Below are 22,671 nucleotides of genomic sequence, written 5' to 3' on the forward strand. Positions count from 1 at the left end.
CGGGGCCGGCAAATCCCCGCGACGCCGGTGCGGTCGCCGACCTACCGTGAGCGCATGACCCGCCACACCGACATCGACGTACGGCCCATCACCGAGGCCGAGTTCCCCGACTGGTCCCGCGCCCTGAGCACCGGGTTCCTGCAGCCGCCCGCCGTCGGTGCGGAGCAGTTGGAGGCACGCCGCCGCGAGTTCGTCCCCGGCCGGCTCCTCGGCGCCTTCGACGGCGGCCGCTGCGTGGCGACCTTCCGCTCCTTCGACCAGGAGGTCACCGCCGTCGGCGGGGCGCCCGTGGCGGCCGACGCCGTCTCCAACGTCACCGTCAGCCCGACCCACCGCCGCCGCGGCCTGCTCACCCGCATGATGACGCAGGACCTGGCGGCGGCGAAGGAACGAGGGGACGTCGTCGCGACGCTGATCGCGGCGGAGTACCGGATCTACGGCCGCTACGGCTTCGGCCCCGCCACCACCCTGACCGAGTGGACGGTCGACGTCCCCCGTGCCGGTCTCGACCCGCGCTGGGCGGCCCCGGAGGACGGCGGCCGGATCGACCTCGTGGACGGCGAGGACGTCCGCAAGCTGGGCCCCGAGCTGCACGAGCGGCTGCGCCGGACGCAGCCCGGCGCGGTGAGCCGGACCGACCTGTGGTGGCAGGTGCGCACGGGGGCGGTGAACATGAGGGGCACCCCGTGGGTCGAGCCCTTCTACGCCGTGTACCGCTCGGCGGACGGCGAGGTCGAGGGCATGGTCTCCTACCGTGCGGACGAGAGGTGGGGGGACGCCAAGCAGCCGCTGAACACGGCCACCGTCGACTGGCTGATCGGCGTGACCCCGGCCGCCGAGCGGGCGCTGTGGCGGTATCTGTGCTCGATCGACTGGATCACCACGGTGAAGAGCGGCTGGCGGGCCCCCGACGACCTGCTCCCGCACCTGCTCCCGGACCCGCGCGCCGCCAGGATCGTCACGCAGGCGGACTGGCTGTGGGTGCGGATCCTGGACGTCGTACGGGCGTTGGAGGCGCGCACCTACGGCGCCGAGGGGACGCTGGTGCTGGAGGTGGTGGACGGGGACGGACTGACCGGCGGGCGGTGGCGGCTGGAGGCCTCCGGGACCGGGGCGTCCTGCACGCCGACCACCGAGAGCGCCGCGCTGGTCCTCGACGTCGGCGAGCTGGCGGCGCTGTGGCTGGGTGACGAATCGGCCGTGCGGCTGGCGGCGCTCGGCCGGGTCCGGGAAGAACGAGCGGGCGCCGCCCGGCTGGCCGACGCCCTGCTGCGTACGTCCAGGCGTCCTTGGTGCCCGGACCTGTTCTGACCTGTTCCGGGGCGGCTCCCTCCTGCCGGTGACGGGTCGGGTGCGCTGTCCGTGGTCAGCGCTCTTCGGTTGTGGTTGTCGTGCGGTGGTGCCGACCGGCTGTCCGGGCCCCCGGCTCCCCTCCGGAAGGGAGCCCGGCCAGCGGTGCGTCGATTCAGCCGGACTGGGCGAGCAGCATCACGAGGATCACCGCACCCACACTGCCGATCGCGGTGTTCTTCGCCTTGATGCCGATGGACAGGGCGACGAACGCGATGATTCCCATCGGTCCGTACCTCCACTGCACCAGCTGCTCGAACCCGATGGCCAGAGCGGCGACGACGATGGCGATGAGCGGCATGGCGGTCCCCCTTCGGACCGTCCCGGACGGGACGTGTCCCCTTCTGCTGTCACCGTGATGGCCAACCCCGAGAAGAGCCGACCACGTTGCCAAAGTTGGCAGCCAACTTCTCTCTACTTATCTCCTCTTGGGGGCGGCGCATAACCACCTTTACGCGAACTGCCCAAAGATGGCGGGAAGTTGTAGTGTTCGGTCGTGGAGCGGGAACATGCCTCCGTCAATGGACGGAAGAAGCCGCAGGAGCGCGCGAGGACCCACCGCGAGGTGGCCGACCAACTGCGCGCCCGGATCAGGTCCGGGGCGTTGCGGCCGGGCCAGCGCATGCCCACACAGGCCCAGTTGGCCGACGAGTTCGGCGTAGAGCGCGGCACGGTGCGCCAGGCCCTGCGCATCCTGCAGTCGGAGCGTCTGCTCACCAACGTGTCCAAGGGGAGCCCGGCGACCGTCGCGCCCGACCCCGACGAGGCCCTGACCGGGTCCGACGCGCTGCCGCAGCCGACCACGGTGGCCCTCGCCCCGCGGATCGCGGAAGCCTTCGCCGTCCCGCACGTCAGGATCGACGCGCTGTGTCTGACCGCGGTCTCCCTCACCCTCGCCATCGGCGAACCGCTGCGCCAGATCCACACCGGGCGCCGCAAACCGGCCAAGATCGACGTCCGGGTCCTGCTGCCGGGCCGGGACACCGACCTGGCCTTCCCGGTGCCGGTGGCGGGCCGCGACCGCGTGGGCCCGGTGCACGAGCGGTGGCTGGCCATGCGCAACGCCCAGGGGCAGGTGCTCCGGCACAACCTGCTGTCGCTGCGCGCCACGCACGGCATCGACGTGAGCGTCTCCTTCCGCGCGCTGCCCCTCACCCCGCCGGTGAAGCTGTACGTGCTCAACGGCACGGAGGCGCTCTTCGCCCACTACACGCTCACCCGGCGCGAGGAGCAGGCCGGCGGGGAGCGGGTGGACGTGTACGACGCCGAGGGCACCCGCTCGACGCTGTTCGCCTTCGAGCGGGGGGCCGGCCCGCGCGACACGGCGTTCGTGCGGCAGTCGCAGCTGTGGTTCGACGGACTGTGGGAGACGATCAGTTCGGAGCTGGTGCTCACGGACTGACCGCCTCCCGCGTCCGGTGCTCCCCGGGCGGATCCGGGGGCCGGCCCCTCACAGGGCGGGCCCCGCGACCAGCAGGGCCAGCACCACCGCGCCGGCGGAGCTGACGGAGGGGCTCTTGGCCTTGACGCCGATGGTGAGCAGGAGCAGGCCGACGACTCCGGTGGCGCCGTACTTCCACTGGACGACCTGCTCGAAGGCGACGACGAGGACCGCGGAGACGAGGGCGAGGACGGGCATGGTCTTTCCCCCTTCGGAGGCTGCGGGAAGTGAAACTTCCGCCAACTCTGAGCAAGTCAGGGAAGTTGGTAACCAACTCTGCCTAGGTTGTCCCCACTTGGCTGCTGGTTGTAAACAAGTTTCAAACAACTCCCGTTAGGTAGGTCGGAGTTGTAGCGTCTGGTCGTGACTCAGGAGAACGTGTCCGTGAACGGCAGCAGAAGGCTCTCGTCCCAGGAGATCGCCGACATCCTGCGGGAACGGATCCGCGGGGGCACCCTCAAGGCGGGCGACCGCCTGCCCACCCAGGCCGAGCTGGCCGACGAGTTCCAAGTGGAGCGCGGCACCGTCCGCCAGGCGCTGCGGGCCCTCCAGGAGGACGGCCTGCTCACCAACGTCAGCAAGGGCAGCCCGCCCCGCATCGCCGAGCCCGCCCCGGTCCGGGGCGAACCGCAGCCGACGATGGTGGCGCTCGGCCCCCGGCTGGCGGAGGCGTTCTCGGTGCCCCACGTCCGGGTGGACGTCGTGTGCCACACCTCGGAGACGCTGATGCTGGCGCTCGGCGAACCGCTCCGGCTGATCCACGAGGGCCGTATCCGCCCGGAGTCGATCGACTTCCGCCTCCTGATGCCGTCGCGGGACATCGAGCTGGCCTTCCCCGTCCTGGTCGAGGACGAGGAGGACGACCCGGTCCACCAGCGCTGGCTGCAGATGCGCAACGCCCAGGCCCGCGTCCTCCAGCACAACCTGTACGCCGTGCGGTCCACCCACCGCGTCGACGTGCGCATCGCCTTCCGCGCGCTGCCCTTCACCCCGCCGGTGAAGCTGTACCTGCTCAACGGCGAGGAGGCGCTCCTCGGCTACTACATGCTCACCCGGCGCGAGGAGGAGTACGAGAGCCGCACGCTGGAGATGTACGACGCCCTCGGCTCCCAGTCGCTGCTGTTCTCCTTCCTGAACCGCTCGGGGCAGCGGGACGAGATGTTCGTGAAGGAATCCCAGAAGTGGTTCGACGCCCTCTGGGAAACCATCACCACGGACATGACACTCTCCTAGTGACCTCTGACACGACGCGGACCGGAACGGTGGCGGTGGACGCGGAGAAGCTCGGGCGGCTGGTGCGCGGTGCCCGCTTCGTCCTCTGGGACTTCGACGGGCCGATCTGCCGGCTCTTCGCCGGGCACACGGCGGAGCGGGTGGCGGCCGGCCTCGTCGACTGGCTCGGGGGGCGCGGGCTGCGCGGCCTGCTGACCCAGGCGGAACGGGAGTCGCCGGACCCGCACGCGGTCCTGCGCGCGGTCGACCGCCGGCATCCCGGCAGCGACCTGGTGGCGGAACTGGAGGAACGCCTCACCCAGGAGGAGCTGCGGGCCACCGCCTCCGCCATGCCGACCGCGTACGCCGACCCGCTGATCCGGACCTGGACGGCCGTGGGCGTCCGGCCGGCCGTCGCCACCAACAACTCCCCGCGGGTCGCCCACGCCTACCTGGCCGGCCGCGGCCTGCTGCCCTGCTTCAGCCCGCACGTCTACGGCCGCACCCGGGAACTGAGGCTCCTCAAGCCCGATCCGCACACCCTCGTCCGGGCCCTCGGCGCGATGGGGGCCGCTCCGTCCGCCGCCCTGTTCATCGGTGACTCCCCCTCGGACTGCGAGGCCGCCCGGCTGGCCCGGGTCCCCTTCCTCGGCTACGCCCGCGACGAACGCAAGGAGAAGGCCCTGAGGGACGCCGGCGCGGACACCGTCGTCGGCTCCTTCGAACCGCTGCTGGCGCTGCTCCGTGCCGGCGGGGCGTCCGGCGGCTGACTCCGGCGTTCGGCGGACACCCTTCGGACGCGTCCGCCGGTGGCGCGACCGGGACGCTACTCTCCGGCCATGCACCGTCTGCCACACCGGGCGCGCCAGGCGCTCGTGCGCCGTCTCGTGGAGTCCCAGCGGCTCCGTGGCGGGGGAGAGGTGCTGCGGGGACACCACAACACCAACTACGTGCTGCGCGCCGGACCGGTGCTGGCGCTGCTGCTGGGCGCCGTGCCGTTCACCCGGTTCAAGTACCGGGTCCCGCTGACGACCGTCGAGGTGGTGCCGCGCATCTGGCCGCGGGAGTCGGAGGTGCTCCGCGTCGTGTGCCGGCACCTGCGCGACGTACCGCCGTGCCTCGTCGACCTCGGCGACCGTTCCGTGCACCGGTACCGGGCGGGCCGGGCGCTCGACGAGACCCGGCCCGGCGGGGCCGGGGCCGGGGCCGGTGACGAGACGCTCATGCGCGAGTTCGCCGCCTTCTTCGTCAGGACCGCGCGGATCCCCGTCGCGGAACTGCCGGCCCGCCCCGGCGACTGGCCCGAGGACGGTGACAGCCAGGGCTTCCTGGACCGGCTCGTCCGCTTCACCGAGGAGCGGGTGCACCGCCCCAACCGGGACCGCTTCGGCGCGCTCTTCGACGCGGCCGGTGTGCCGCGGGACGCGATGGCGCGGTTCGCGGCGCGCCACCGCTGCCGGACGGCCAGGCCGTTCCGGCTGCTGCACACCGATGTCCACCGCGCCAACGCGGTGCTGCGGGGCAACCGGATCACGGTGATCGACTGGGAACTGGCGATGTTCGGTGACCCCCTGCACGACCTCGCGACGCACCTCGTCCGCATGGGGTACGAGAAGCACGAGCAGGTCCGCATGACGGAGCTGTGGGCCGAGGCGATGGAAGGGGCCGGGCTCGCCGGGCTGACCGCGGGGCTGGACGACGACCTCGCCGTCTACATCGCGTTCGAGCACGCGCAGTCCGTCTTCCCCGACGTCATGCGCGCGGCGATCGGCCTGCCCGCCGACGCGGCCCCGGAGCACTTCGGCCTCGCCGCCGACCGCGTCCGGCGTGCGACGCGGCGGGCCCGCGAGCCGCTCCGGCTGGTCGACGCGCCGGACCGGGAACGGGTCCTGGACGCCCTGCGGTCCTGGCACGCCGCGCACGGCCGGCCGGACGACGCCCCCGCGCACACGTCCCGACGGCCCGGGTAGAGCCGCACGGGCACCGGGCGTCACGGGCGGGCGCGGGGGACGCGTGTGCCGCCAGGGGGACTCGGCACCGGAGCGGGGCCGTCGCCGGGCGGACGGTGCCGTCCGGCCGGACGCGGTGCGCTCACGGCTGCCGTTGCGAGGACGGGGCCGGAGCTCTCGACGCGCCCCGTACCGGATTCGCTAGCATGTCCGAACTTGCGGTGATCTCCCATCACTCGTTCGAGTGCTCTTAACCGACTATTCCTCACAAATCGGCCAAAAATTGATACCTGCAGCGTCGCGCCTGTTGTCGCGAATAAGCGTCAGAAGAACGTTCGTCGCGTGGCGCCGGCCACGGGTGGTGCTGTGGACCGCGGCGGGTGCGACGGTCCTCGGGTTCCTCGTCGCGCTGGAGATCGCCGCACGCCACTACGGCGCGCCGGGGCCGATCGCCAACCAGGCGCGTGAGGTGGTCTTCGCCCCCGCCTCCGGACCGCTGCTCTACGCCAGCCTGGCGCTGACGATGGTGGTGCTCACCTGGCGGGAGCGGTTCGTCGCGATCGGCGCCGCGGTCGGCGTCGACGTCGTCCTCGCCCTGGTGCGGTGGGCGGCCGGGGCCGAAACGGGCTTCGGCAACGGCGCGTTGTGGGTGATCCTGGGGTGCGCGGTCGTCGCCCTCACGCGCCGCACTGGCCGCGAGCGCGTCCTGCTGCTGAAGGGCGTCGGGCTCGGGCTGCTGCTGGTGGCCGGCCGCAAGACCGGTGACGCCTGGCTGCTCATCACGTCGAAGACCCGCCCGACGGTGCTCGACCGGTACCTGGCGAGCGCCGACCACGCGCTGGGCAACCCGTCGTGGGTGGCCGGCCGGATCGTCGAGGCCACCGGCCCGGTCGGCCACCGCGTCCTCGACTTCGTCTACGTCATGCTGCCCGTGGCCGCGGTCGTCGTCGCCGCCTGGCAGCTGCGCAAGGTGGCGGCCGAACGCCGCTTCCCGCGCCACCACCTGGTGCGGACCTTCCTGGTCATCGGCCTGCTCGGGCCGGCCGTCTACATGATCTTCCCGGTGGTCGGGCCGATCTTCGCCTACGGCGACGGCGCCTGGGGCACCGGCGGCGGGGAGTGGGCGGTGGCCCACCTGTGGCCGCACACGCTGCCGCCGGCCGCCGGCCCGCAGCACATGCCGTACGACGAGTTCACCCCGCGCAACTGCATGCCCAGCCTGCACACGGCATGGGCCGTCGCGATCTTCATCCACTCCCGCACCGCCCCGCGCGTCCTGCGGTGGGCGGGCACCGCCTGGCTGGTCGCCACGCTCACCGCGACGCTGGGGTTCGGCTACCACTACGGCGTGGACCTGGTGGCCGGCGTGGTGTTCGCGTACACGGTCGAGGGGGCGCTGCGCGCGTTCGACCGCGGTCCTGACTGGCCGGGCGTCCGGCTGGTCGCCCACGGCGCGACGGTCTTCGCCGCGCTCCTGGTCTCGTACCGCTTCCTGCCCGTGGAGATGGCCGCGCGCCCGTGGGTGGCCGGTCCGCTCCTCCTGCTGGCGATGGCCTCGGTCGTGTACGGGTACACGCGGACGGTCAGGCTGTGGGAACCCGGGGCCGCGCCGGTGAAGGCGCCGCCGGCGCGGGCCCAGCCCGAACCGGTGTGAGCCGGCCGCCCGGCGGCCCCGGGGTGGGAGCACTATTGCAAGCGGCTGCTTGCAATAGTTAGCACGCTGGTGCATGGTGGAGTCATGGCTTCGCTCAACGTCGGCAATCTCGGTGAGTACCTGCGCGAGCAGCGGCGCAACGCGCAGCTGTCGCTGCGGCAGCTCGCCGATGCCGCGGGGGTGTCGAACCCGTACCTGAGCCAGATCGAGCGCGGGCTGCGCAAGCCGAGCGCGGAGGTGCTCCAGCAGGTCGCCAAGGCGCTGCGGATCTCCGCCGAGACGCTGTACGTGCGCGCCGGGATCCTCGACGCGGAGCGGGACGGGGAGGAGCGCCGGCGGGAGGACGCGACGCGCGCGGTCCTCCTCGCCGATCCCACGCTGAACGAGCGGCAGAAGCAGGTGCTGCTCCAGATCTACGAATCCTTCCGCAAGGAGAACGGGTTCGGGACGCACGACGTCCGAGGCGAAGCCGTCGACGACGCCGCCGGGAGCGGCCCCGGTGGTGGCGGTTCCATATCCGGCCGCCGCCTCCGTACGAGTGGCGGCGACGCCGACCCGCAGCAGACGGCCGGATGAGCAGGAGCGAGCAGCCGGCCGGCCGGGCGCGGGACCACCAACCGACCCTCAGCCGAACGCATTCCGGGAGGACCAGCACCATGGCCATCACCGACGACCTGCGCAAGACCTTCAGCGACCCCACCCCGCTCTACTTCGCCGCCGGCACCGCCGACCTGGCCTTCCAGCAGGCCAAGAAGGTGCCGGTGCTGGTGGAGCAGCTGCGCACCGAGGCGCCGGCGCGCATCGAGGCCGTGCGCAACACCGACCCGAAGGCCGTCCAGGAGAAGGCGACGGCTCGCGTCAAGGAGACGCAGGGCACCCTGCAGTCCAAGGTCAACGAGCTCCTCGGGTCCCTCGACGCCGACCTCAAGAAGCTCGGCGAGACCGCCCAGGACCTCGCGCTGCGCGGTGTCGGCGTCGCCGCCGAGTACGCCGTCAAGGCCCGGGAGACCTACGAGAAGGTCGCCGAGCACGGCGAGCAGGCCGTGCGCACCTGGCGCGGCCAGGCCGCCGAGGGCATCGAGGACATCGCCGAGGGCGTGGAGGAGGTGGCCGTGGCCGTCGAGCCGAAGCCCGAGCCCGTCACGGTCACGGACGACAAGCCGGCCGCGGAGAAGAAGGCCCCGGCCGCACGCAAGGCCCCGGCGGCGAAGAAGAGCACCGCCACCCCCGTCACCCCCGCCACCGTCAGGAAGACGACGCCGCCCGCCAAGTGAGGAGAGCGGGAGCACACGCGGGCCGGGCACCCTCGGGGTGCCCGGCCCGTTCTCCGGGTACGGTGACCGCGTAGGGACGACCCGAGTCTGGTGGTGGACGTTGTGCTGATGCAGGGGTTCATGAACTTCATGGGGCTTCTGAGCATCGCTCTGACCGTTTTCAACGGCTTCGCGCTGATCGATGCCGCCGTCCGCAGGGAGGACGCCTACCGCGCGGCGGACAAGAAGACCAAGCCGTTCTGGCTGATCATCCTGGCGCTCGCCTTCGTGGTGAGCCTGATCTTTCCCCTGCTGTCGTTCCTGCCGATCATCGGTCTCATCGCGACGATCGTGTACATGGTCGACGTACGGCCCGCGCTGCGCGGTCTGCCGGGCGGTGGCCGCAACAGCCGCCGCGGCTCCAGCAGCGACGGCCCGTACGGCCCGTACAACGGCGGACGCTGACCCCCGCGCCGCCCTCCGGGGCGGTCAGGGGACCCGGTCCAGCAGCAGGACCGCCACGTCGTCCGCCAGCTCGCCGCCGTTGAGTTCGCGGACCTCGTTCACCGCCGTCTCCAGCAGTTCCTCGCCGCGCAGGCCGTCGGCGAAGCGGCGGCGGACCATCTCCACCATGCCGTCCTGGCCGAGCCGCTCGCGGCCCTCGCCGATGTGGCCCTCGATCAGGCCGTCGGTGTAGAGCATCAGACTCCACTCGGCGCCCAGTTCCACCTGCATGCGCGGCCAGCGGGCGTGCGGCAGCAGTCCGAGCGCCGGGCCGTTGTTGTCGTACGGCAGCAGGCGGGCGGGCGTACCGGGGCCGGCGACCAGCGGCGCCGGGTGCCCGGCCAGGCACAGGCCGGCGCGGCGGCCGTCCGGCGTGATGTCCACGGTGCACAGGGTCGCGAAGATCTCGTCGTCCGAGCGCTCGTGCTCCAGAACCTGCTGGAGCGTGCCGAGCAGCTGGTCCCCGCACAGTCCCGCCAGCGTCAGCGCACGCCAGGCGATCCGCAGCTCCACACCGAGCGCCGCCTCGTCCGGGCCGTGCCCGCAGACGTCGCCGATCATGGCGTGCACGGTGCCGTCCGGGGTGCGGACCACGTCGTAGAAGTCGCCGCCGAGCAGGGCGCGCGAACGGCCCGGGCGGTAGCGGGCGGCGAACCGCAGCGGGGAACCGGCCAGCAGGGGGGTCGGCAGCAGTCCGCGCTCCAGACGGCGGTTCTCCTGGGCGCGCAGCCTGCCCTCGGCCAGACGCCGCTCGGCCGAGTCGGAGCGCTTGCGCTCGACGGCGTAGCGGATCGCGCGGCTCAGCAGCCGTCCGTCCAGCTCGTCGCGGAACAGGTAGTCCTGGGCGCCGACCGCCACCGCCTCCGCGCCGCGCTCGGCGTCGCTGGAGGAGGTGAGCGCGAGCACGGCGTGCCGGGGCGCGAGTTCCAGCACGTGCTTGAGCACCGCCAGCTCGTCGTCCTGCTCCCCCTCTTCCCTGCGGGCCGGTCCCGGCGCCGACAGGGCGAGGTCCAGCAGGATGCAGTGGACGTCGTCGGTCAGCAGCCGCTCGGCCTCGGTGAGGTTGCGGGCCGTGCGGACGCGGATCGGCTTGCCGGCCTGGTCGAGCAGGTCCGGCACGATCGGCGAGCCGCCCGGATCGTCCTCGATCAGCAGCAGCGTCAGGTTCGTGGGAGTGGTGCTCTCTCGCTGGTCCGTGGCCTTCTCGCGCTTCTCCGTCGGGTTCTGCCGCTGACTGGTGGGGTTCTCGGCCGGAATCGTCCCGCGCGGGGCCCGTTCCTGGGAACGGCCGCTCAGCGGGGGCGCGGCGGGCGCCTGACCGCACTCCGCGGCCGGGATCGCCCTCTGCCGCGGTACGGGTACGGGCATCGTCTGGGTTCCTTCCCTCCCCCCGAGGGCACGGCGGGGCGAGGGACCTCGACCCACCGACGGGGACCATAGCGGGTGACGACGCCGCTGCGGAATGGTCCACGACACGTCGGACCGCCGACGGCCGCTGTCATATGCCGCGTTCCGTACCGCAGTTGGACACGCCGGCCCCGGCGCGGGGATGACGAACGTCACGCGGGGCGGGGCGTGCGGCGTGGACTGGGTCACGTGGGCGGCGTCACCCCCCCCGGCGCGTACCGCGTGGGCCGCGTCACGCCCCGGGCGCGGTCGTCGTGTCCGGCCGCACCACGCCGAGGATCGGCATCGTGCCCGCCCCCGCGATCGTCACCGTGCGCCCGGGACGCGGGGCGTGGACGACCTTGCCGTCGCCGACGTACATCCCGACGTGGCTGGCGTCGTCGAAGTAGATGATCAGGTCGCCGGGGCGCACGTCCTTGATGTCGACGTGCCTCAGCTGCTGCCACTGCTGCTGCGAGGTGCGCGGGACCGCCCGCCCGGCCGCCCCCCACGCCTGCGAGGTCAGGCCGGAGCAGTCGTACGCGTCCGGACCCTCGGCGCCCCACCGGTACGGCTTGCCGATCTGGGCGGTGGCGTACTCCACGGCCTTCCTGCCCTGCTCGGTCGCTCCGGCGTCGAGGTCCTCGACGACGCCGGAGCCGAGCCACGCGGCCTGGGCCTTCTCCTGGGCCTGCCGTTCCAGCCGGGCGAGGCGTTCCTTCTCCTCCTGCTCCAGCTCGGACTCGAGCTTCTCGGCCGCCGCGATCCGCTTCTCGACCTCCTTCTGGGCCTTGGCCTTGGCCTTGCGGTTGGCCTCCAGCTTCTTCCACTGGGCGGAGGCGTCCGCCTGGTAGGCCTTCAGGTCCTCCTGGGTACGGGCCAGCTCGCCGAGCAGGCCCTTGGTGGCGCGCTGGCCCTGCATCACCCGGCCGGTGCCGTCGAGGAACTCCGCGGGGTCCTCGCTCAGCACCAGCCTGGCCTCGTCGGACAGCCCGCCGGTGCGGTACTGGGCGCGGGCCGCGGCACCCGCCCGGTCCTTGAGGCGGTCCAGCTCCTGCCGGCCCTCGACGATCTTCTTGGCCAGGGCGACGATCTCGGCGGACTGCTGCCGCGCCTTCTCCTCGGCGGCGTTGTAGTCCTCCGTGGCCGAGGCCGCCGCGCGGTAGAGCTCGTCGAGCTTCTGGCGCACGGCCTCCAGGTCCTTGCCGGGGGTCGCCGGGGGCGGCGCGGCCCGGGAGGCCGTCGGCGACGGGGCGGGGCCCGGGTCCGCGAACGCCGTGCCCGGGGCGGCCAGCACGGTGACCGCGCAGGCCACGGTCACGGCGGCAGTCGTCAAGCCACGCTTCCCCGTACGCATACCTCGCCCCCACACCTGATTTACCGTCAGTAACTTAGATCGCTCGACGGATCGTGCCACGCCGGCGCGGAAAGCGACAGAGGGGGCGCTTCCGGGGGCCGCGGGAAGGCTTCCCCCCGTTCGCCGCGGCTCCGCCGTCGCCTCTCCCCCCGCCGTCTCCACGCCCCTCTTCCCTCCGCCGCCTCCCGGCGCGGCACTTCCCGCGGTGTGTGACGAACGTCGCACGGAGATCGTTCCCGCGGTGCGGTGCGGTGCGGTGCGGTGCGGTGCGGTGCGGTGCGGTGCGGCTCGCTGCTCAGCCGCGCGGGGCCAGCGCCTGCCAGCGCACCGTCACTTCGCCCTGCCGCCACCGCGCCGGGCCGTCCGTCACCGGCCAGTCGGCGCTCAGGTCCCGCACCGCCCGCATCCAGCGCTGGCGGGCGCCGTAGGAGGCGTAGGGCGCGGCGGCGGCCCAGGCGCGGTCGAAGTCGCGCAGGAAGGCGTGCATCGGCTCGCCGGGGACGTTGCGGTGGATGAGCGCCTTGGGCAGCCGTTCGGCCAGGTCGGAGGGGCGGCCGAGGGAGCCCAGCCGGGTCGCGAGGGTGACCGTGCGCGGCCCCTCCGGTCCGAGCGCGACCCACACGTGCCGCCGTCCGATCTCGTCACAGGTGCCCTCGACCAGGAGCCCGCCCCGGGAGTGCTCCGACGCCGGTGCGAGCCGCGCGCACAGCCGCTGCCAGACGGCGGCGACCTCGCCCTCGTCGTACTGGCGCAGCACGTTCGCCGCGCGGATCAGCGACGGCGGCCGGGGCACCGGGACCTCGAAGCCGCCGTGCCGGAAGACGAGCCCCTCGCGCGCGTACGGCTCGGCCGCCGCCACCCGCGCCGGGTCGATCTCGACGCCCACCACGCGCGCGTGCGGCGCGACCGTGCGCAGGCGGTGCAGCAGCTCGACGGCGGTCCAGGGGGCCGCGCCGTAGCCGAGGTCGACGGCGACGGGGTCGGCGGCGCGGCGCAGTTCGGCGCCGTGGGCGGCCGCGATCCAGCGGTCCATGCGGCGCAGCCGGTTCGGATTCGTCGTCCCGCGCGTGACCGTGCCCACAGGGCGGGTGGTGGCGCGGGGTGTCATGCCTACGAGGGTATGCGGCCGGCTGCCCGCGCTTGACGGCTAGCACCGTTAGCCCTACGGTGAGGCTAACAATGTTAGCCGATGGTGTCGCCCCACCCGGCAGGAGGGAGGCCGTATCCATGAGCACGGCCACCGTCACCGCCACCCCACGGCCTCTCCGTCCGCCCGCCCCGTCCGGCGCGCGGCCCGGCCGCCGGGCGCGCTGTTCCGGTCCGCCTCCGCCGTCCTGGAGGCGGTGGACCACGGCTGGGCGGCGGGGCTCCCGGCGCTCGTCCTCTTCGTGGCGCCCGACCCGGCCCTCCTCATGGGCCTGTCCGGCGCGCCCCGCACGGAGGAGGGGCGGCTGCCGGCCCGCGCGGCGCCGTACCGCAACGCCGTCCACCGTGCCCCGGTCCCGCTCGCGCTCCTCGTGCTCCCTGCCGTGGGGCCGCAGACCTGGGCGCCGGTCCCCGCGGCGCTGTGCGGGTGGCTCGCCCACATCTCGTACGATCGCGCCTTCGGCTATGGACCGCGTACGAAGGAGGGCTCTCAGCGTGGCTGACCGCCTGTCCCCCCGGGCCCGTGAGATCGCCTCGGCGGCACGCGCCCTCCTGGAGGAGTCCGGGCCCGCCGCGCTCACCCTGCGCGCGCTCGCCGACCGCCTCGGCATCAAGGCCCCCTCCCTCTACAAGCACTTCCCGGACAAGAAGGCCGTCGAGGTCGAGCTGGTCGCCCAGTTCCTCACCGAGGCCGCCGAGGCGCTGGAGGCCGCCGTGGCGCGGGAGCCCGGCTCGCCGGTGGCGCTGGCGCGGGCCTACCGGGCCTACGCGCTCGCCCATCCCCACCTGTACTGCCTGGCCAATGAGAGCCCCCTGCCCCGCGCCTCGCTCCCGGCCGGCCTGGAGGACCGGGCCGCCGCCCCGGTGTTGCGGGCCTGTGGCGGGGACGGGGACCTGGCGCGCTCGCTGTGGGCCTTCGCGCACGGGATGGCCGTCCTCGAGATCCACGGCCGGTTCCCTCCGGAGGCGGACCTGACGGAGGCCTGGAGGAAGGGCGTGGAAGCCCTCGTGGGCGCCGGGCCGCAGACCGGGCCGTCGAACGGTTGAGCGATATGCGGTAATGATTCGGTAAAGGGCGCGGAACCGGAAATGGCGCACCCGCGTCCGGTGTTCCCTCCCCTTGGAGGGCGACGCGTGTCCTCCGACCGGCATGCCCGCAGCGAGGAGGAACGGCTCGTGAGCCAGTACGTCAGCAGGCTCGGGCGTCGCTCGCCGGTGGCCTCCCCGCGGCTGCGGCTGCACCGCAGGCCCCGCCGCGTCGCCATGCTCTCCGTGCACACCTCACCGCTCCACCAGCCCGGCACCGGCGACGCCGGCGGCATGAACGTCTACATCGTGGAGCTCGCGCAGCGCCTGGCCGCGATCAACATCGAGGTCGAGATCTTCACGCGCGCGACGACCGCCGCCCTCCCGCCCGCCGTCGAACTGGCCCCCGGCGTCCTCGTCCGGCACGTCGACGCGGGCCCGTACGAGGGACTCGCCAAGGAAGAGCTGCCGGCCCAGCTGTGCGCCTTCACCCACGGCGTCATGCAGGCCTGGGCCGGACACCGCCCCGGCTACTACGACCTCGTGCACTCCCACTACTGGCTCTCCGGCCACGTCGGCTGGCTCGCCGCCCAGCGCTGGGGCGCCCCCCTGGTGCACGCCATGCACACCATGGCCAAGGTCAAGAACGCCAACCTGGCCGACGGCGACACCCCCGAACCGGCCGCCCGCGTCATCGGCGAGACCCAGATCGTCGCCGCCTCCGACCGGCTGATCGCCAACACGGCCGAGGAGGCCGACGAACTCGTCCGGCACTACGCCGCCGACCGCGCCAAGGTCGCCGTCGTCCACCCCGGCGTCAACCTCGACCGGTTCCGTCCCGCCGACGGCCGCGCCGCCGCCCGCGCCCGCCTCGGACTGCCGCAGGACGCCCTGATCCCGCTCTTCGCCGGCCGCATACAGCCCCTGAAGGCCCCCGACATCCTGCTGCGCGCCGTCGCCGTCCTCCTCGACGAGCGTCCCGAGCTGCGCTCCCGCGTCGTCGTCCCCGTCGTCGGCGGCCCCAGCGGCAGCGGCCTCACCAAGCCGGAGGGCCTGCAGAAGCTCGCCGCGCGGCTCGGCATCGCCGACGTCGTACGGTTCCGCCCGCCGGTCGGGCAGGAGCAGCTCGCCGACTGGTTCCGGGCCGCGTCCGTGCTGGTCATGCCGTCCTACAGCGAGTCCTTCGGACTGGTCGCCATAGAGGCCCAGGCCACCGGCACGCCCGTCCTCGCCGCCTCGGTCGGCGGTCTCCCGGTCGCCGTGCGCGACGGGCACACCGGACGCCTCGTCCAAGGGCACGATCCCGCGGCCTACGCGCGCGTCCTGCGCGACTTCGCCGACGACCCCGGGCTGACGAGCCGCATGGGCGACGCGGCCGCCCGGCACGCCCAGTCCTTCGGCTGGGACAGCGCCGCCGCCGCGACGGCCGACGTCTACGCGGCCGCGACCCAGTCCCACCGCCGTCGCGTACGCTCCCACCATGGCTGAGGCAGCACAGAAGGCAGCACAGGTCGTCGAGGGCGCTCTCGAGGACGCCGGGCTGGAGTGGGAGGGCCCCGAACCCGGCACCTACGTCGTGAAGCTCCCCGGCACCCGCAAACTGTCGACCACCGTCTCCCTCCTCGTGGGCCGGCACTCCCTGTCCCTCAACGCCTTCGTCATCCGCCACCCCGACGAGAACGAAGCCGCCGTCCACCGCTGGCTGCTGGAGCGCAACCTCAAGCTGTACGGGGTGAGTTACGCCGTCGACCGCCTCGGTGACATCTACGTCGCCGCCAAGCTCCCGCTGGCCGCCGTCACCGCCGACGAGATCGACCGCCTCCTCGGACAGGTCCTGGAGGCCGCCGACGGCGCCTTCAACACCCTGCTGGAACTGGGCTTCGCCTCCGCCATCCGCAAGGAGTACGAGTGGCGTACGTCGCGCGGGGAGTCGACGCGGAACCTGGAGGCGTTCCAGCACCTGATCGAGCGCGGCTCCGGCGACTGACGCCCGGTCAGCTCCGCCGCGCGCCGGTGCGGTAGCGCCCCGGCGTCACGCCCACCAGCCTCTTGAAGTGCCGGGTCAGGTGGGCCTGGTCGTAGAAACCGGTCGCACCCGCCACGTCGGCCGGGGTGCGCCCCGCGAGCAGCAGCCGCCGGGCCAGGTCCACGCGGCGCGACATCAGGTACTGGTGCGGGGCGATCCCGTACGCCGTGCTGAACGCCCGTACCAGATGGGCGGGATGGGCGGAAACGAGGCCGCCGGCCTCCTCCAGGCCGACGCCCTCGACGACCCGCTCGTCCAGCAACTCGCGCAGCCGGCGGGCGAGGACGGGGTCGGGGCGCGGGGAACGGGGCGCGCCCCTGGGCCGCAGGTGGGCGTGCAGCCGTTCCCCGATCAGCGTCAGCCTGCTCTCGGCCTCCAGCTCGTCACCGGGCCGGGCCAGCGCCGCGTGCACCTGCCCGACCCGCCGCCGCAGCACCGGGTCACGCAGGTCGGGCGCGTCGACCGCGCGCCCGATCAGCTCCTCGCCGAGCCGGGAGGCGTCCAGGTACAGGACGCGCTTGCGGAAGCCGTCCGAGGTGGCGGGGGAGCCGTTGTGCGGCACGTGCGGCGGCAGCAGCGACACCGTGTCGTGCGGAGTGCCGTGCTCGTGCCGGTCCAGGTCGTAGCGCACGGCCCCGTCGTCCACGATGAGCAGCGTCCAGGCGTCGTGGACGTGCATCGGGTAGCTGTACGCGGTGTAGTGCGCGTGGAAGACCTCGACGACCCCCGGGATTCGGGGACGCCAGGCGGAGACGTCCCGCTGGTCGGCCATGCAAAGAACGTACAAGACCGCGCCGTGCGCCGACCGGCAGTCTCACGGCATGAGCACGCACGACGACGCCCGGCCCCCCGTCCGCTTCGACACCAAGATCGCCGTCCTGCTGCGCGAGGACCTGGAGACCTGGCAGCGCCTCAACGTCACCGCCTTCCTGGTCAGCGGCCTGGGCAGCCAGGTCCCCGAGGTGATCGGCGAGCCCTACGAGGACGCCGACGCGACCCCCTACCTGCCGATGTTCCGGCAGCCGGTGCTGGTCTTCGAGGGCACGAAGGAGACGCTGGCCGACGCCCGCACGCGGGCCCTGTCCCGCGCCCTGCCCCGCGCGGTGTTCACCTCGGACCTCTTCGGCACCGGGAACGACCGGGACAACCGGGCCGCGGTCCGCGCCGTGCCCACCGCGGACCTGGACCTGGTCGGACTGGCCGTGTACGGCCCGAGGAACGCGGTGGACAAGGTGCTGAAGGGGGCCCGGATGCACCCGTGACGAGGAGGGCGGGGCGGGGCGGGGCGTCAGGCGGCGCCGACCTCGGACTTCGCGGGGGTCCCGGCGACGGTCGCCTCGGCGGGCGCCGGTTCCCCGTCCGGCAGCCGGCGCATCAGCGCCCCGTACCCGACGGCGGCCACCGTGCCGACGACCGCGCACATGCCCCACAGCCACCCGGCGCCCCAGTGGTCGATGACGAAGCCCGACATCAGCGGTGCGACGAGCGAGGCGACGGCCCAGGACATCGTGTACATCCCCTGGTAGCGCCCGCGCCCGTGCACGGGGGAGAGGCGTACGACCAGCCCCGTCTGCGTCGGCGCGTTGACGATCTCGGCCAGCGTCCACACGCACACGGTCAGGGCGAACACGCCCACCGACCCGGCGAAGGCGGTGAGCCCGAAGCCGTACCCGGCGAGCAGCGACGAGGCGACGAGCAGCCGCCGGGGGTCCCGGTGTTCGATGAACCGGGTGACCGGGAGCTGGAGGACGACGATCAGCACGCCGTTGACGGCGATGGCCGCGCCGAAGTCGGCCGGCGTGAACCCGGCCTCGCCCATGGCGACCGGCAGGCCCAGGTAGCCCTGCTGGAAGATCAGGGCGACGAGGAAGGAGAGCCCGACGACGCTCATGTAGCGCCCGTCGCGCAGGACGGTCATCAGGGAGACGGGCGGCTCGTCCGCCGAGGCGGTGCCCGGCAGGGGCCTGTCGGGCCGCGACTCGGGCAGCTTCACGAAGACGAGGACCGCGCAGACCAGGGTCATGCCCGCCTCGATCAGGAAGCCGGCGAGGTAGCTGACCTCGGCGACGAACCCGGCGCCCATCGAGGAGACCGCGAAGCCGAGGTTGATGGCCCAGTAGTTCAGCGAGAAGGCGCGGATACGGTCCTCGGGCCGCACGATGTCCGCCATCATCGCCTGCACGGCCGGCCGCGAGGCGTTGCTCGCCATGCCGACCAGGAAGGCGACGGCCGCGATGGCGACCGGGTCGCGCACGAAGCCGAGCAGCGCGACGGACAGCGCGGTGGAGGTCTGCGCCACGAGCAGCGTGGGCCGCCGCCCGAGCCGGTCCGTCATCACCCCGGCGCCCAGCGAGGACACGACCCCGCCGAGCCCGTGCAGGGCGGCGACGAGACCGGCGTACGAGGCGGAGTAGCCGCGGTCGAGGGTCAGGTACAGCGCCATGAAGGTGGCGACGAAGGCGCCGAGCCGGTTGACCAGGGTGCTGGTCCACAGCCACCAGAACTCGCGCGGCAGCCCGGAGACGGACTGGCGTACGGCATGTCTCAGCCCGGCGACGGACATGTGGACCCCCGAAAGATGTAAGCGGCTCATGTGGTGAGCACAACTTACGAGACGGTGATCGCCGCAGACCAGTCGATTAACACTTCCCGTCAACCGTCCGCCCACCGGGCGCGGCGCGCGGTCGGCCGAGGGGGTCGATTACGCTCGGAGCTATGGCCGACGCACCGTACAAGCTGATCCTCCTCCGCCACGGCGAGAGCGAGTGGAACGAGAAGAACCTGTTCACCGGCTGGGTGGACGTCAACCTCACCCCGAAGGGCGAGAAGGAGGCGACGCGCGGCGGCGAGCTGCTCAAGGACGCCGGCCTGCTGCCCGACGTGGTCCACACGTCCGTCCAGAAGCGCGCGATCCGCACGGCCCAGCTCGCGCTGGAGGCCGCGGACCGCCACTGGATCCCCGTCCACCGCCACTGGCGCCTGAACGAGCGCCACTACGGCGCCCTCCAGGGCAAGGACAAGGCCCAGACCCTCGCCGAGTTCGGCGAGGAGCAGTTCATGCTGTGGCGCCGCTCCTACGACACCCCGCCGCCGCCGCTGGACCGCGACGCCGAGTACTCCCAGTTCTCCGACCCGCGCTACGCCGTGCTCCCGCCGGAGCTGCGCCCGCAGACGGAGTGCCTGAAGGACGTCGTCGTCCGCATGCTGCCGTACTGGTTCGACAGCATCGTCCCCGACCTCCTGACCGGCCGCACGGTCCTGGTCGCGGCGCACGGCAACTCGCTGCGCGCCCTGGTCAAGCACCTCGACGGCATCTCCGACGCCGACATCGCGGGCCTGAACATCCCGACGGGCATCCCGCTCGCCTACGAGCTGGACGCCGACTTCAAGCCCCTGAAGCCGGGCGGCACGTACCTCGACCCGGAGGCGGCCGCGGCGGCGATCGAGGCCGTGAAGAACCAGGGCAAGAAGAAGTAGGCGGTACTGATCAAGCCCCCTGCCTGCGGTCCTGCCGCCGGGAGGGGGCTTGTCGCCGTGCTCGGGCCGTCTCCGCGGGGTCCGGGCCCGGCCGGGCCCGGGGGCTACTCGGCGGGCAGGGCCTCACGCATCGCCTTCGCGGTGGCGGTCGCGTCGTAGCCCTCCGGGACGCCCTCGACCAGGATGATGTCGCCCTCGATGTGCCGCGAGCGCAGCGGCGCGATCTCCTGGTAGGCGGGCGAGTCCCACCAGGCCCGCGCCTCGGCGATCCCGGGGAAGCCGATCAGCACGACGTGTCCGGGCCAGCTGCCCTCCTTCACCTCGTGCGGCGTGGCGTGCACGAGGAAGCGTCCGCCGTAGGGCTCGAAGGTGGCGGGGATGCGCTCGATGTACTCGGCGATCTCCGGGTGCGGGACGGCCTCTTGCAGGTGGGCTATCGCGTAGGCGGGCATGGCGTCCTTCCGGTCGGTCGGGCTCCGTACGCCGGGAGAATGGCATGCCGGGGCGGTGGAGTCGATGACCTGACGGGTAAGCGCCCCCGCGGCGCACCTGTGGTCCGCAATGTTCTGTACATGGCGGTCACTCCTTGGGATCATGCTCTCCGAGGCACAGGGCCATGAGTCCGGGGGCGGGACGTCGCGCAGTTTGATCGTGAACCCTCTGCCGGCCGTCGCCGTCTTCGCCCTGGTGCTGGTGCTGGTGCTGGTGCTGGTGCTGGTGCTGGTGCTGGTGCTGGTGCTGGTGCTGGTGGCGGTCGGCAGCGGCATGGGAGCGGTGGAGGCCGGCGTCTGGTTCCTCGCACAGCTCGCTGTGATCACCTTCGTGGTCCTTCGGTACGTGCGGCACGGGCGCCTCAGCCAGTAGGGCCGAAAGCGGGCACGGCGGGAAGCGGCTCCGAGTCCGGACGTACCTCGTGGGCAGGCCGTGGCCGGAGGTCCGGTGCCGGCGACGGCGTCGGGCGCGGGAGGCGTCGTAGGGTTGTCCCGTCTCGTGTGCGAGCAGGGACCGAAGGCCGGGGAGGTGGGATCGACGACCGCGCTCGGTACCACCGTGCGCAGCGCCCGGCTCCCCCTCGTGTCCCGGGCCGTGGCCTGACCCTCAGCCCCCCGCCGAGAGCGTGAGCTCGCGGGGCGACCACACGAACCTCTCCCGGAACGGATCTCCCGTCGTCATGGGCAACACCTGGATCACACGCGCCGAAACCGGCTCCGACATCCCCGCCGTCCGCGACATCAACCTCGCCGCCTTCCCCACCGCCATGGAGGCCGACCTCGTCGACGCCCTGCGCGCCGACCCGGACGCCTGGATCGAGGGCCTCTCCCTCGTCGCGGCGGACGAGACCGGCCGCCCGGTGGGCTTCGCCCTCCTGACCCGCTGCCACATCGACACCACGCCGGCCCTGTGCCTGGGGCCGTGCGCCGTCCACCCGGAGTGGCAGCGGACCGGTGCGGGCACCGCGGCCGTCCGCGCGGCCCTGGCCGCGGCGAGGGCGCAGGGCGAACGCCACGTGGTCGTCCTCGGGCACCCTTCGTACTACCCCCGGTTCGGGTTCTCCCGGGCCTCGGAGCACGGCATCGGCGTGACCATCGACGTCCCGGACGAGGCCCTGATGGCACTCAGCCTCGACGCCCGCCACCCGCTCCCCGGCGGGACCGTCCGCTACGCCGCCGCGTTCGGCATCTGACCCGCGAGGCGCGGGACCCGGTCACCGCCTGCCGGCGCGCGCGGCGGAAGACCGTACGGCGGCCGGGGTGGGCCCGGCCGCCGTACGGTCACCGCGTCATCGTCCCGTCAGCCGCACTGGCAAGGGTTGCCCGACTGGCAGCCGCAGCCGCAGCCCGAACCGCAGCCGCAGGCGGCGATCAGGGGCAGGCTGCGGAGGTCGGCGGGCTGCTCGGTCTGCCGTTCCTGCGCGGGGTCGGGGGTCGTGCTGGGGGATTCGGCCATGGGTCCCTCCTCGAGGCTGGTGCCTGAGCCCATTGGAAGCCCGGGACCCTGGTCGCATCAACGGCGCACTGGGGCGCTCGCGCGCGCCCCTTGCCCAAGCCCCTGTCGCTCCCCCCGTCAGGCCCCCTCCACCCCGGTCACCGGCTGGACGTCCGCCTGGAGCTCGTCCGCGTGCTCGCCAGTGACCAGGTAGACCACCCGCTTGGCGACCGCGACCGCGTGGTCGGCGTAGCGCTCGTAGTAGCGGCCGAGCAGGGTCACGTCCACGGCCGTCTCGATGCCGTGCCTCCAGCGGTCGTCCATCAGGTGCTGGAAGAGGGTGCGGTGCAGGAGGTCCATCGCGTCGTCGTCCTGCTCCAGCTGGAGCGCCAGGTCCACGTCCTTGGTGATGATCACCTCGGCCGCCTTCGCCATCAGGCGCTGCGCGAGCTGGCCCATCTCCAGGATCGTGGCGTGCAGGTCGTGCGGGACCGCACGCGCCGGGTAGCGCAGCCGGGCCAGCTTGGCCACGTGCTGGGCCAGGTCTCCCGAGCGCTCCAGGTCGGCCGACATCCGCAGCGAGGTGACGACGATGCGCAGGTCCGTCGCCACCGGCTGCTGCCGGGCCAGCAGGGCTATCGCCTTCGCCTCCAGGTCGTGCTGGAGCTCGTCGACCTTCTGGTCACCCTCGATCACGTGCTCGGCCAGCTTCAGGTCGGAGTCGAGGATGGCGGTCGTGGCGCGCCCGATCGCCGACCCGACCAGCCGGGCCATCTCCACCAGGCTGTCGCCGATCGAGTCCAGTTCCTCGTGGTACGCGTCCCGCATCAGGTTCCCTCTCGTACGTCCTAGGAGGGGGCTCGAACCCCTCGCCGCACCCCCACGCCTCCACGTTCCGGCCTGTACGCGACCGTTTCCGGCACCACAAGTGAACCGTCCCTGGCTCCGAGGTGAACTCTGGGCG

General features: G+C 73.1%; 27 protein-coding genes. 17 read left to right on the forward strand and 10 right to left on the reverse strand.

Annotation, left to right across the window (positions count from 1 at the left end; translation table 11 throughout):
- Nucleotides 1–54 precede the first annotated feature (54 nt).
- Nucleotides 55–1,311: a GNAT family N-acetyltransferase gene (locus ACZ4V6_RS23090; protein ID WP_467830433.1), complete on the forward strand. Its 1,257-nt coding sequence runs from the start codon at nt 55–57 to the stop codon at nt 1,309–1,311.
- A gap of 154 nt (nt 1,312–1,465) precedes the next feature.
- Here ACZ4V6_RS23090 and ACZ4V6_RS23095 read toward each other — a convergent pair whose 3' ends face one another.
- Nucleotides 1,466–1,651: a hypothetical protein gene (locus ACZ4V6_RS23095; RefSeq protein ID WP_467830436.1), complete on the reverse strand. Its 186-nt coding sequence runs from the start codon at nt 1,649–1,651 to the stop codon at nt 1,466–1,468.
- A gap of 195 nt (nt 1,652–1,846) precedes the next feature.
- On the opposite strand from ACZ4V6_RS23095, the gene ACZ4V6_RS23100 reads away from it, so the two are divergent.
- Nucleotides 1,847–2,752, forward strand: coding sequence for a FadR/GntR family transcriptional regulator (locus ACZ4V6_RS23100; RefSeq protein WP_467830438.1), 906 nt, complete (start codon nt 1,847–1,849; stop codon nt 2,750–2,752).
- A 48-nt stretch (nt 2,753–2,800) separates the two neighbouring features.
- Here ACZ4V6_RS23100 and ACZ4V6_RS23105 read toward each other — a convergent pair whose 3' ends face one another.
- On the reverse strand, nt 2,801–2,989 hold the full coding sequence (locus ACZ4V6_RS23105) for a hypothetical protein (protein WP_467830440.1): 189 nt from the start codon (nt 2,987–2,989) through the stop codon (nt 2,801–2,803).
- A gap of 159 nt (nt 2,990–3,148) precedes the next feature.
- Here ACZ4V6_RS23105 and ACZ4V6_RS23110 point away from each other — a divergent pair, with 159 nt between their 5' ends.
- The 7 genes from ACZ4V6_RS23110 (at nt 3,149) to ACZ4V6_RS23140 (ending at nt 9,324) form a co-directional block, all read left to right on the forward strand.
- Nucleotides 3,149–4,024 (forward strand): GntR family transcriptional regulator, encoded by an 876-nt coding sequence (locus ACZ4V6_RS23110; RefSeq protein ID WP_467830921.1) that lies wholly within the window; start codon nt 3,149–3,151, stop codon nt 4,022–4,024.
- The gene (locus tag ACZ4V6_RS23115; RefSeq protein ID WP_467830442.1) at nt 4,024–4,773 is read left to right on the forward strand and encodes an HAD family hydrolase; all 750 of its coding nucleotides are present in this window, start codon (nt 4,024–4,026) and stop codon (nt 4,771–4,773) included. Before ACZ4V6_RS23110 ends, ACZ4V6_RS23115 begins: the two co-directional genes overlap by 1 nt.
- A gap of 69 nt (nt 4,774–4,842) precedes the next feature.
- Nucleotides 4,843–5,973, forward strand: a complete 1,131-nt coding sequence (locus ACZ4V6_RS23120) for a phosphotransferase (RefSeq protein WP_467830444.1) — start codon at nt 4,843–4,845, stop codon at nt 5,971–5,973.
- A gap of 337 nt (nt 5,974–6,310) precedes the next feature.
- The gene (locus tag ACZ4V6_RS23125) at nt 6,311–7,606 is read left to right on the forward strand and encodes a phosphatase PAP2 family protein (RefSeq protein WP_467830446.1); all 1,296 of its coding nucleotides are present in this window, start codon (nt 6,311–6,313) and stop codon (nt 7,604–7,606) included.
- A gap of 84 nt (nt 7,607–7,690) precedes the next feature.
- Nucleotides 7,691–8,182, forward strand: coding sequence for a helix-turn-helix domain-containing protein (locus ACZ4V6_RS23130; protein ID WP_467830448.1), 492 nt, complete (start codon nt 7,691–7,693; stop codon nt 8,180–8,182).
- Between the two features lie 80 nt (nt 8,183–8,262).
- The gene (locus ACZ4V6_RS23135) at nt 8,263–8,880 is read left to right on the forward strand and encodes a hypothetical protein (RefSeq protein WP_467830450.1); all 618 of its coding nucleotides are present in this window, start codon (nt 8,263–8,265) and stop codon (nt 8,878–8,880) included.
- 108 nt (nt 8,881–8,988) lie between these two features.
- Nucleotides 8,989–9,324, forward strand: coding sequence for a DUF2516 family protein (locus ACZ4V6_RS23140; RefSeq protein ID WP_467830453.1), 336 nt, complete (start codon nt 8,989–8,991; stop codon nt 9,322–9,324).
- Between the two features lie 24 nt (nt 9,325–9,348).
- Here the strand turns inward: ACZ4V6_RS23140 and ACZ4V6_RS23145 are convergent, their stop codons facing one another.
- The 3 genes from ACZ4V6_RS23145 to ACZ4V6_RS23155 all read right to left on the reverse strand — a co-directional run bounded on the left by ACZ4V6_RS23145 (nt 9,349) and on the right by ACZ4V6_RS23155 (nt 13,214).
- Nucleotides 9,349–10,731 (reverse strand): PP2C family protein-serine/threonine phosphatase, encoded by a 1,383-nt coding sequence (locus ACZ4V6_RS23145; RefSeq protein ID WP_467830456.1) that lies wholly within the window; start codon nt 10,729–10,731, stop codon nt 9,349–9,351.
- Between the two features lie 271 nt (nt 10,732–11,002).
- The gene (locus ACZ4V6_RS23150) at nt 11,003–12,106 is read right to left on the reverse strand and encodes a C40 family peptidase (RefSeq protein WP_467830458.1); all 1,104 of its coding nucleotides are present in this window, start codon (nt 12,104–12,106) and stop codon (nt 11,003–11,005) included.
- A gap of 295 nt (nt 12,107–12,401) precedes the next feature.
- Nucleotides 12,402–13,214, reverse strand: a complete 813-nt coding sequence (locus ACZ4V6_RS23155; protein ID WP_467830461.1) for a class I SAM-dependent methyltransferase — start codon at nt 13,212–13,214, stop codon at nt 12,402–12,404.
- 235 nt (nt 13,215–13,449) lie between these two features.
- On the opposite strand from ACZ4V6_RS23155, the gene ACZ4V6_RS23160 reads away from it, so the two are divergent.
- The 4 genes from ACZ4V6_RS23160 to ACZ4V6_RS23175 all read left to right on the forward strand — a co-directional run bounded on the left by ACZ4V6_RS23160 (nt 13,450) and on the right by ACZ4V6_RS23175 (nt 16,265).
- Nucleotides 13,450–13,755: a DUF4260 family protein gene (locus ACZ4V6_RS23160; protein ID WP_467830463.1), complete on the forward strand. Its 306-nt coding sequence runs from the start codon at nt 13,450–13,452 to the stop codon at nt 13,753–13,755.
- The gene (locus ACZ4V6_RS23165) at nt 13,748–14,299 is read left to right on the forward strand and encodes a TetR/AcrR family transcriptional regulator (RefSeq protein WP_467830465.1); all 552 of its coding nucleotides are present in this window, start codon (nt 13,748–13,750) and stop codon (nt 14,297–14,299) included. Before ACZ4V6_RS23160 ends, ACZ4V6_RS23165 begins: the two co-directional genes overlap by 8 nt.
- 129 nt (nt 14,300–14,428) lie before the next feature.
- A complete protein-coding gene (gene mshA / locus ACZ4V6_RS23170) occupies nt 14,429–15,766 on the forward strand; it encodes a D-inositol-3-phosphate glycosyltransferase (protein WP_467830467.1) in 1,338 nt (445 codons plus the stop codon).
- Nucleotides 15,759–16,265: a type III secretion system chaperone family protein gene (locus ACZ4V6_RS23175; protein WP_467830469.1), complete on the forward strand. Its 507-nt coding sequence runs from the start codon at nt 15,759–15,761 to the stop codon at nt 16,263–16,265. The genes mshA and ACZ4V6_RS23175 overlap by 8 nt, the downstream gene beginning before the upstream one ends.
- A gap of 7 nt (nt 16,266–16,272) precedes the next feature.
- Here ACZ4V6_RS23175 and ACZ4V6_RS23180 read toward each other — a convergent pair whose 3' ends face one another.
- Nucleotides 16,273–17,076 carry an AraC family transcriptional regulator gene (locus tag ACZ4V6_RS23180; protein ID WP_467830471.1) on the reverse strand — a complete coding sequence of 268 codons (804 nt, stop codon included), beginning with the start codon at nt 17,074–17,076 and terminating at the stop codon, nt 16,273–16,275.
- A 49-nt stretch (nt 17,077–17,125) separates the two neighbouring features.
- Here ACZ4V6_RS23180 and ACZ4V6_RS23185 point away from each other — a divergent pair, with 49 nt between their 5' ends.
- Nucleotides 17,126–17,566, forward strand: a complete 441-nt coding sequence (locus tag ACZ4V6_RS23185; protein WP_467830474.1) for a DUF2000 family protein — start codon at nt 17,126–17,128, stop codon at nt 17,564–17,566.
- A 26-nt stretch (nt 17,567–17,592) separates the two neighbouring features.
- Here the strand turns inward: ACZ4V6_RS23185 and ACZ4V6_RS23190 are convergent, their stop codons facing one another.
- Nucleotides 17,593–18,867, reverse strand: a complete 1,275-nt coding sequence (locus ACZ4V6_RS23190) for an MDR family MFS transporter (RefSeq protein WP_467830924.1) — start codon at nt 18,865–18,867, stop codon at nt 17,593–17,595.
- A 152-nt stretch (nt 18,868–19,019) separates the two neighbouring features.
- On the opposite strand from ACZ4V6_RS23190, the gene ACZ4V6_RS23195 reads away from it, so the two are divergent.
- Nucleotides 19,020–19,781 carry a phosphoglyceromutase gene (locus ACZ4V6_RS23195; protein WP_467830477.1) on the forward strand — a complete coding sequence of 254 codons (762 nt, stop codon included), beginning with the start codon at nt 19,020–19,022 and terminating at the stop codon, nt 19,779–19,781.
- Between the two features lie 104 nt (nt 19,782–19,885).
- Here the strand turns inward: ACZ4V6_RS23195 and ACZ4V6_RS23200 are convergent, their stop codons facing one another.
- The gene (locus ACZ4V6_RS23200) at nt 19,886–20,233 is read right to left on the reverse strand and encodes a DUF1330 domain-containing protein (protein ID WP_467830480.1); all 348 of its coding nucleotides are present in this window, start codon (nt 20,231–20,233) and stop codon (nt 19,886–19,888) included.
- A gap of 199 nt (nt 20,234–20,432) precedes the next feature.
- Between ACZ4V6_RS23200 and ACZ4V6_RS23205 the strand changes: the two genes are divergently transcribed.
- Together ACZ4V6_RS23205 and ACZ4V6_RS23210 are read left to right on the forward strand one after the other, a co-directional pair.
- Nucleotides 20,433–20,645 carry a hypothetical protein gene (locus ACZ4V6_RS23205; protein ID WP_467830482.1) on the forward strand — a complete coding sequence of 71 codons (213 nt, stop codon included), beginning with the start codon at nt 20,433–20,435 and terminating at the stop codon, nt 20,643–20,645.
- Between the two features lie 307 nt (nt 20,646–20,952).
- The gene (locus ACZ4V6_RS23210) at nt 20,953–21,465 is read left to right on the forward strand and encodes a GNAT family N-acetyltransferase (protein WP_467830485.1); all 513 of its coding nucleotides are present in this window, start codon (nt 20,953–20,955) and stop codon (nt 21,463–21,465) included.
- Between the two features lie 107 nt (nt 21,466–21,572).
- Here the strand turns inward: ACZ4V6_RS23210 and ACZ4V6_RS23215 are convergent, their stop codons facing one another.
- Nucleotides 21,573–21,728, reverse strand: a complete 156-nt coding sequence (locus ACZ4V6_RS23215; protein ID WP_171990951.1) for a hypothetical protein — start codon at nt 21,726–21,728, stop codon at nt 21,573–21,575.
- Between the two features lie 117 nt (nt 21,729–21,845).
- Nucleotides 21,846–22,535 (reverse strand): phosphate signaling complex protein PhoU, encoded by a 690-nt coding sequence (gene phoU, locus ACZ4V6_RS23220; RefSeq protein ID WP_467830487.1) that lies wholly within the window; start codon nt 22,533–22,535, stop codon nt 21,846–21,848.
- Between the last annotated feature and the right edge of the window lie 136 nt (nt 22,536–22,671).

Source organism: Streptomyces sp. NPDC029152, assembly GCF_055564355.1.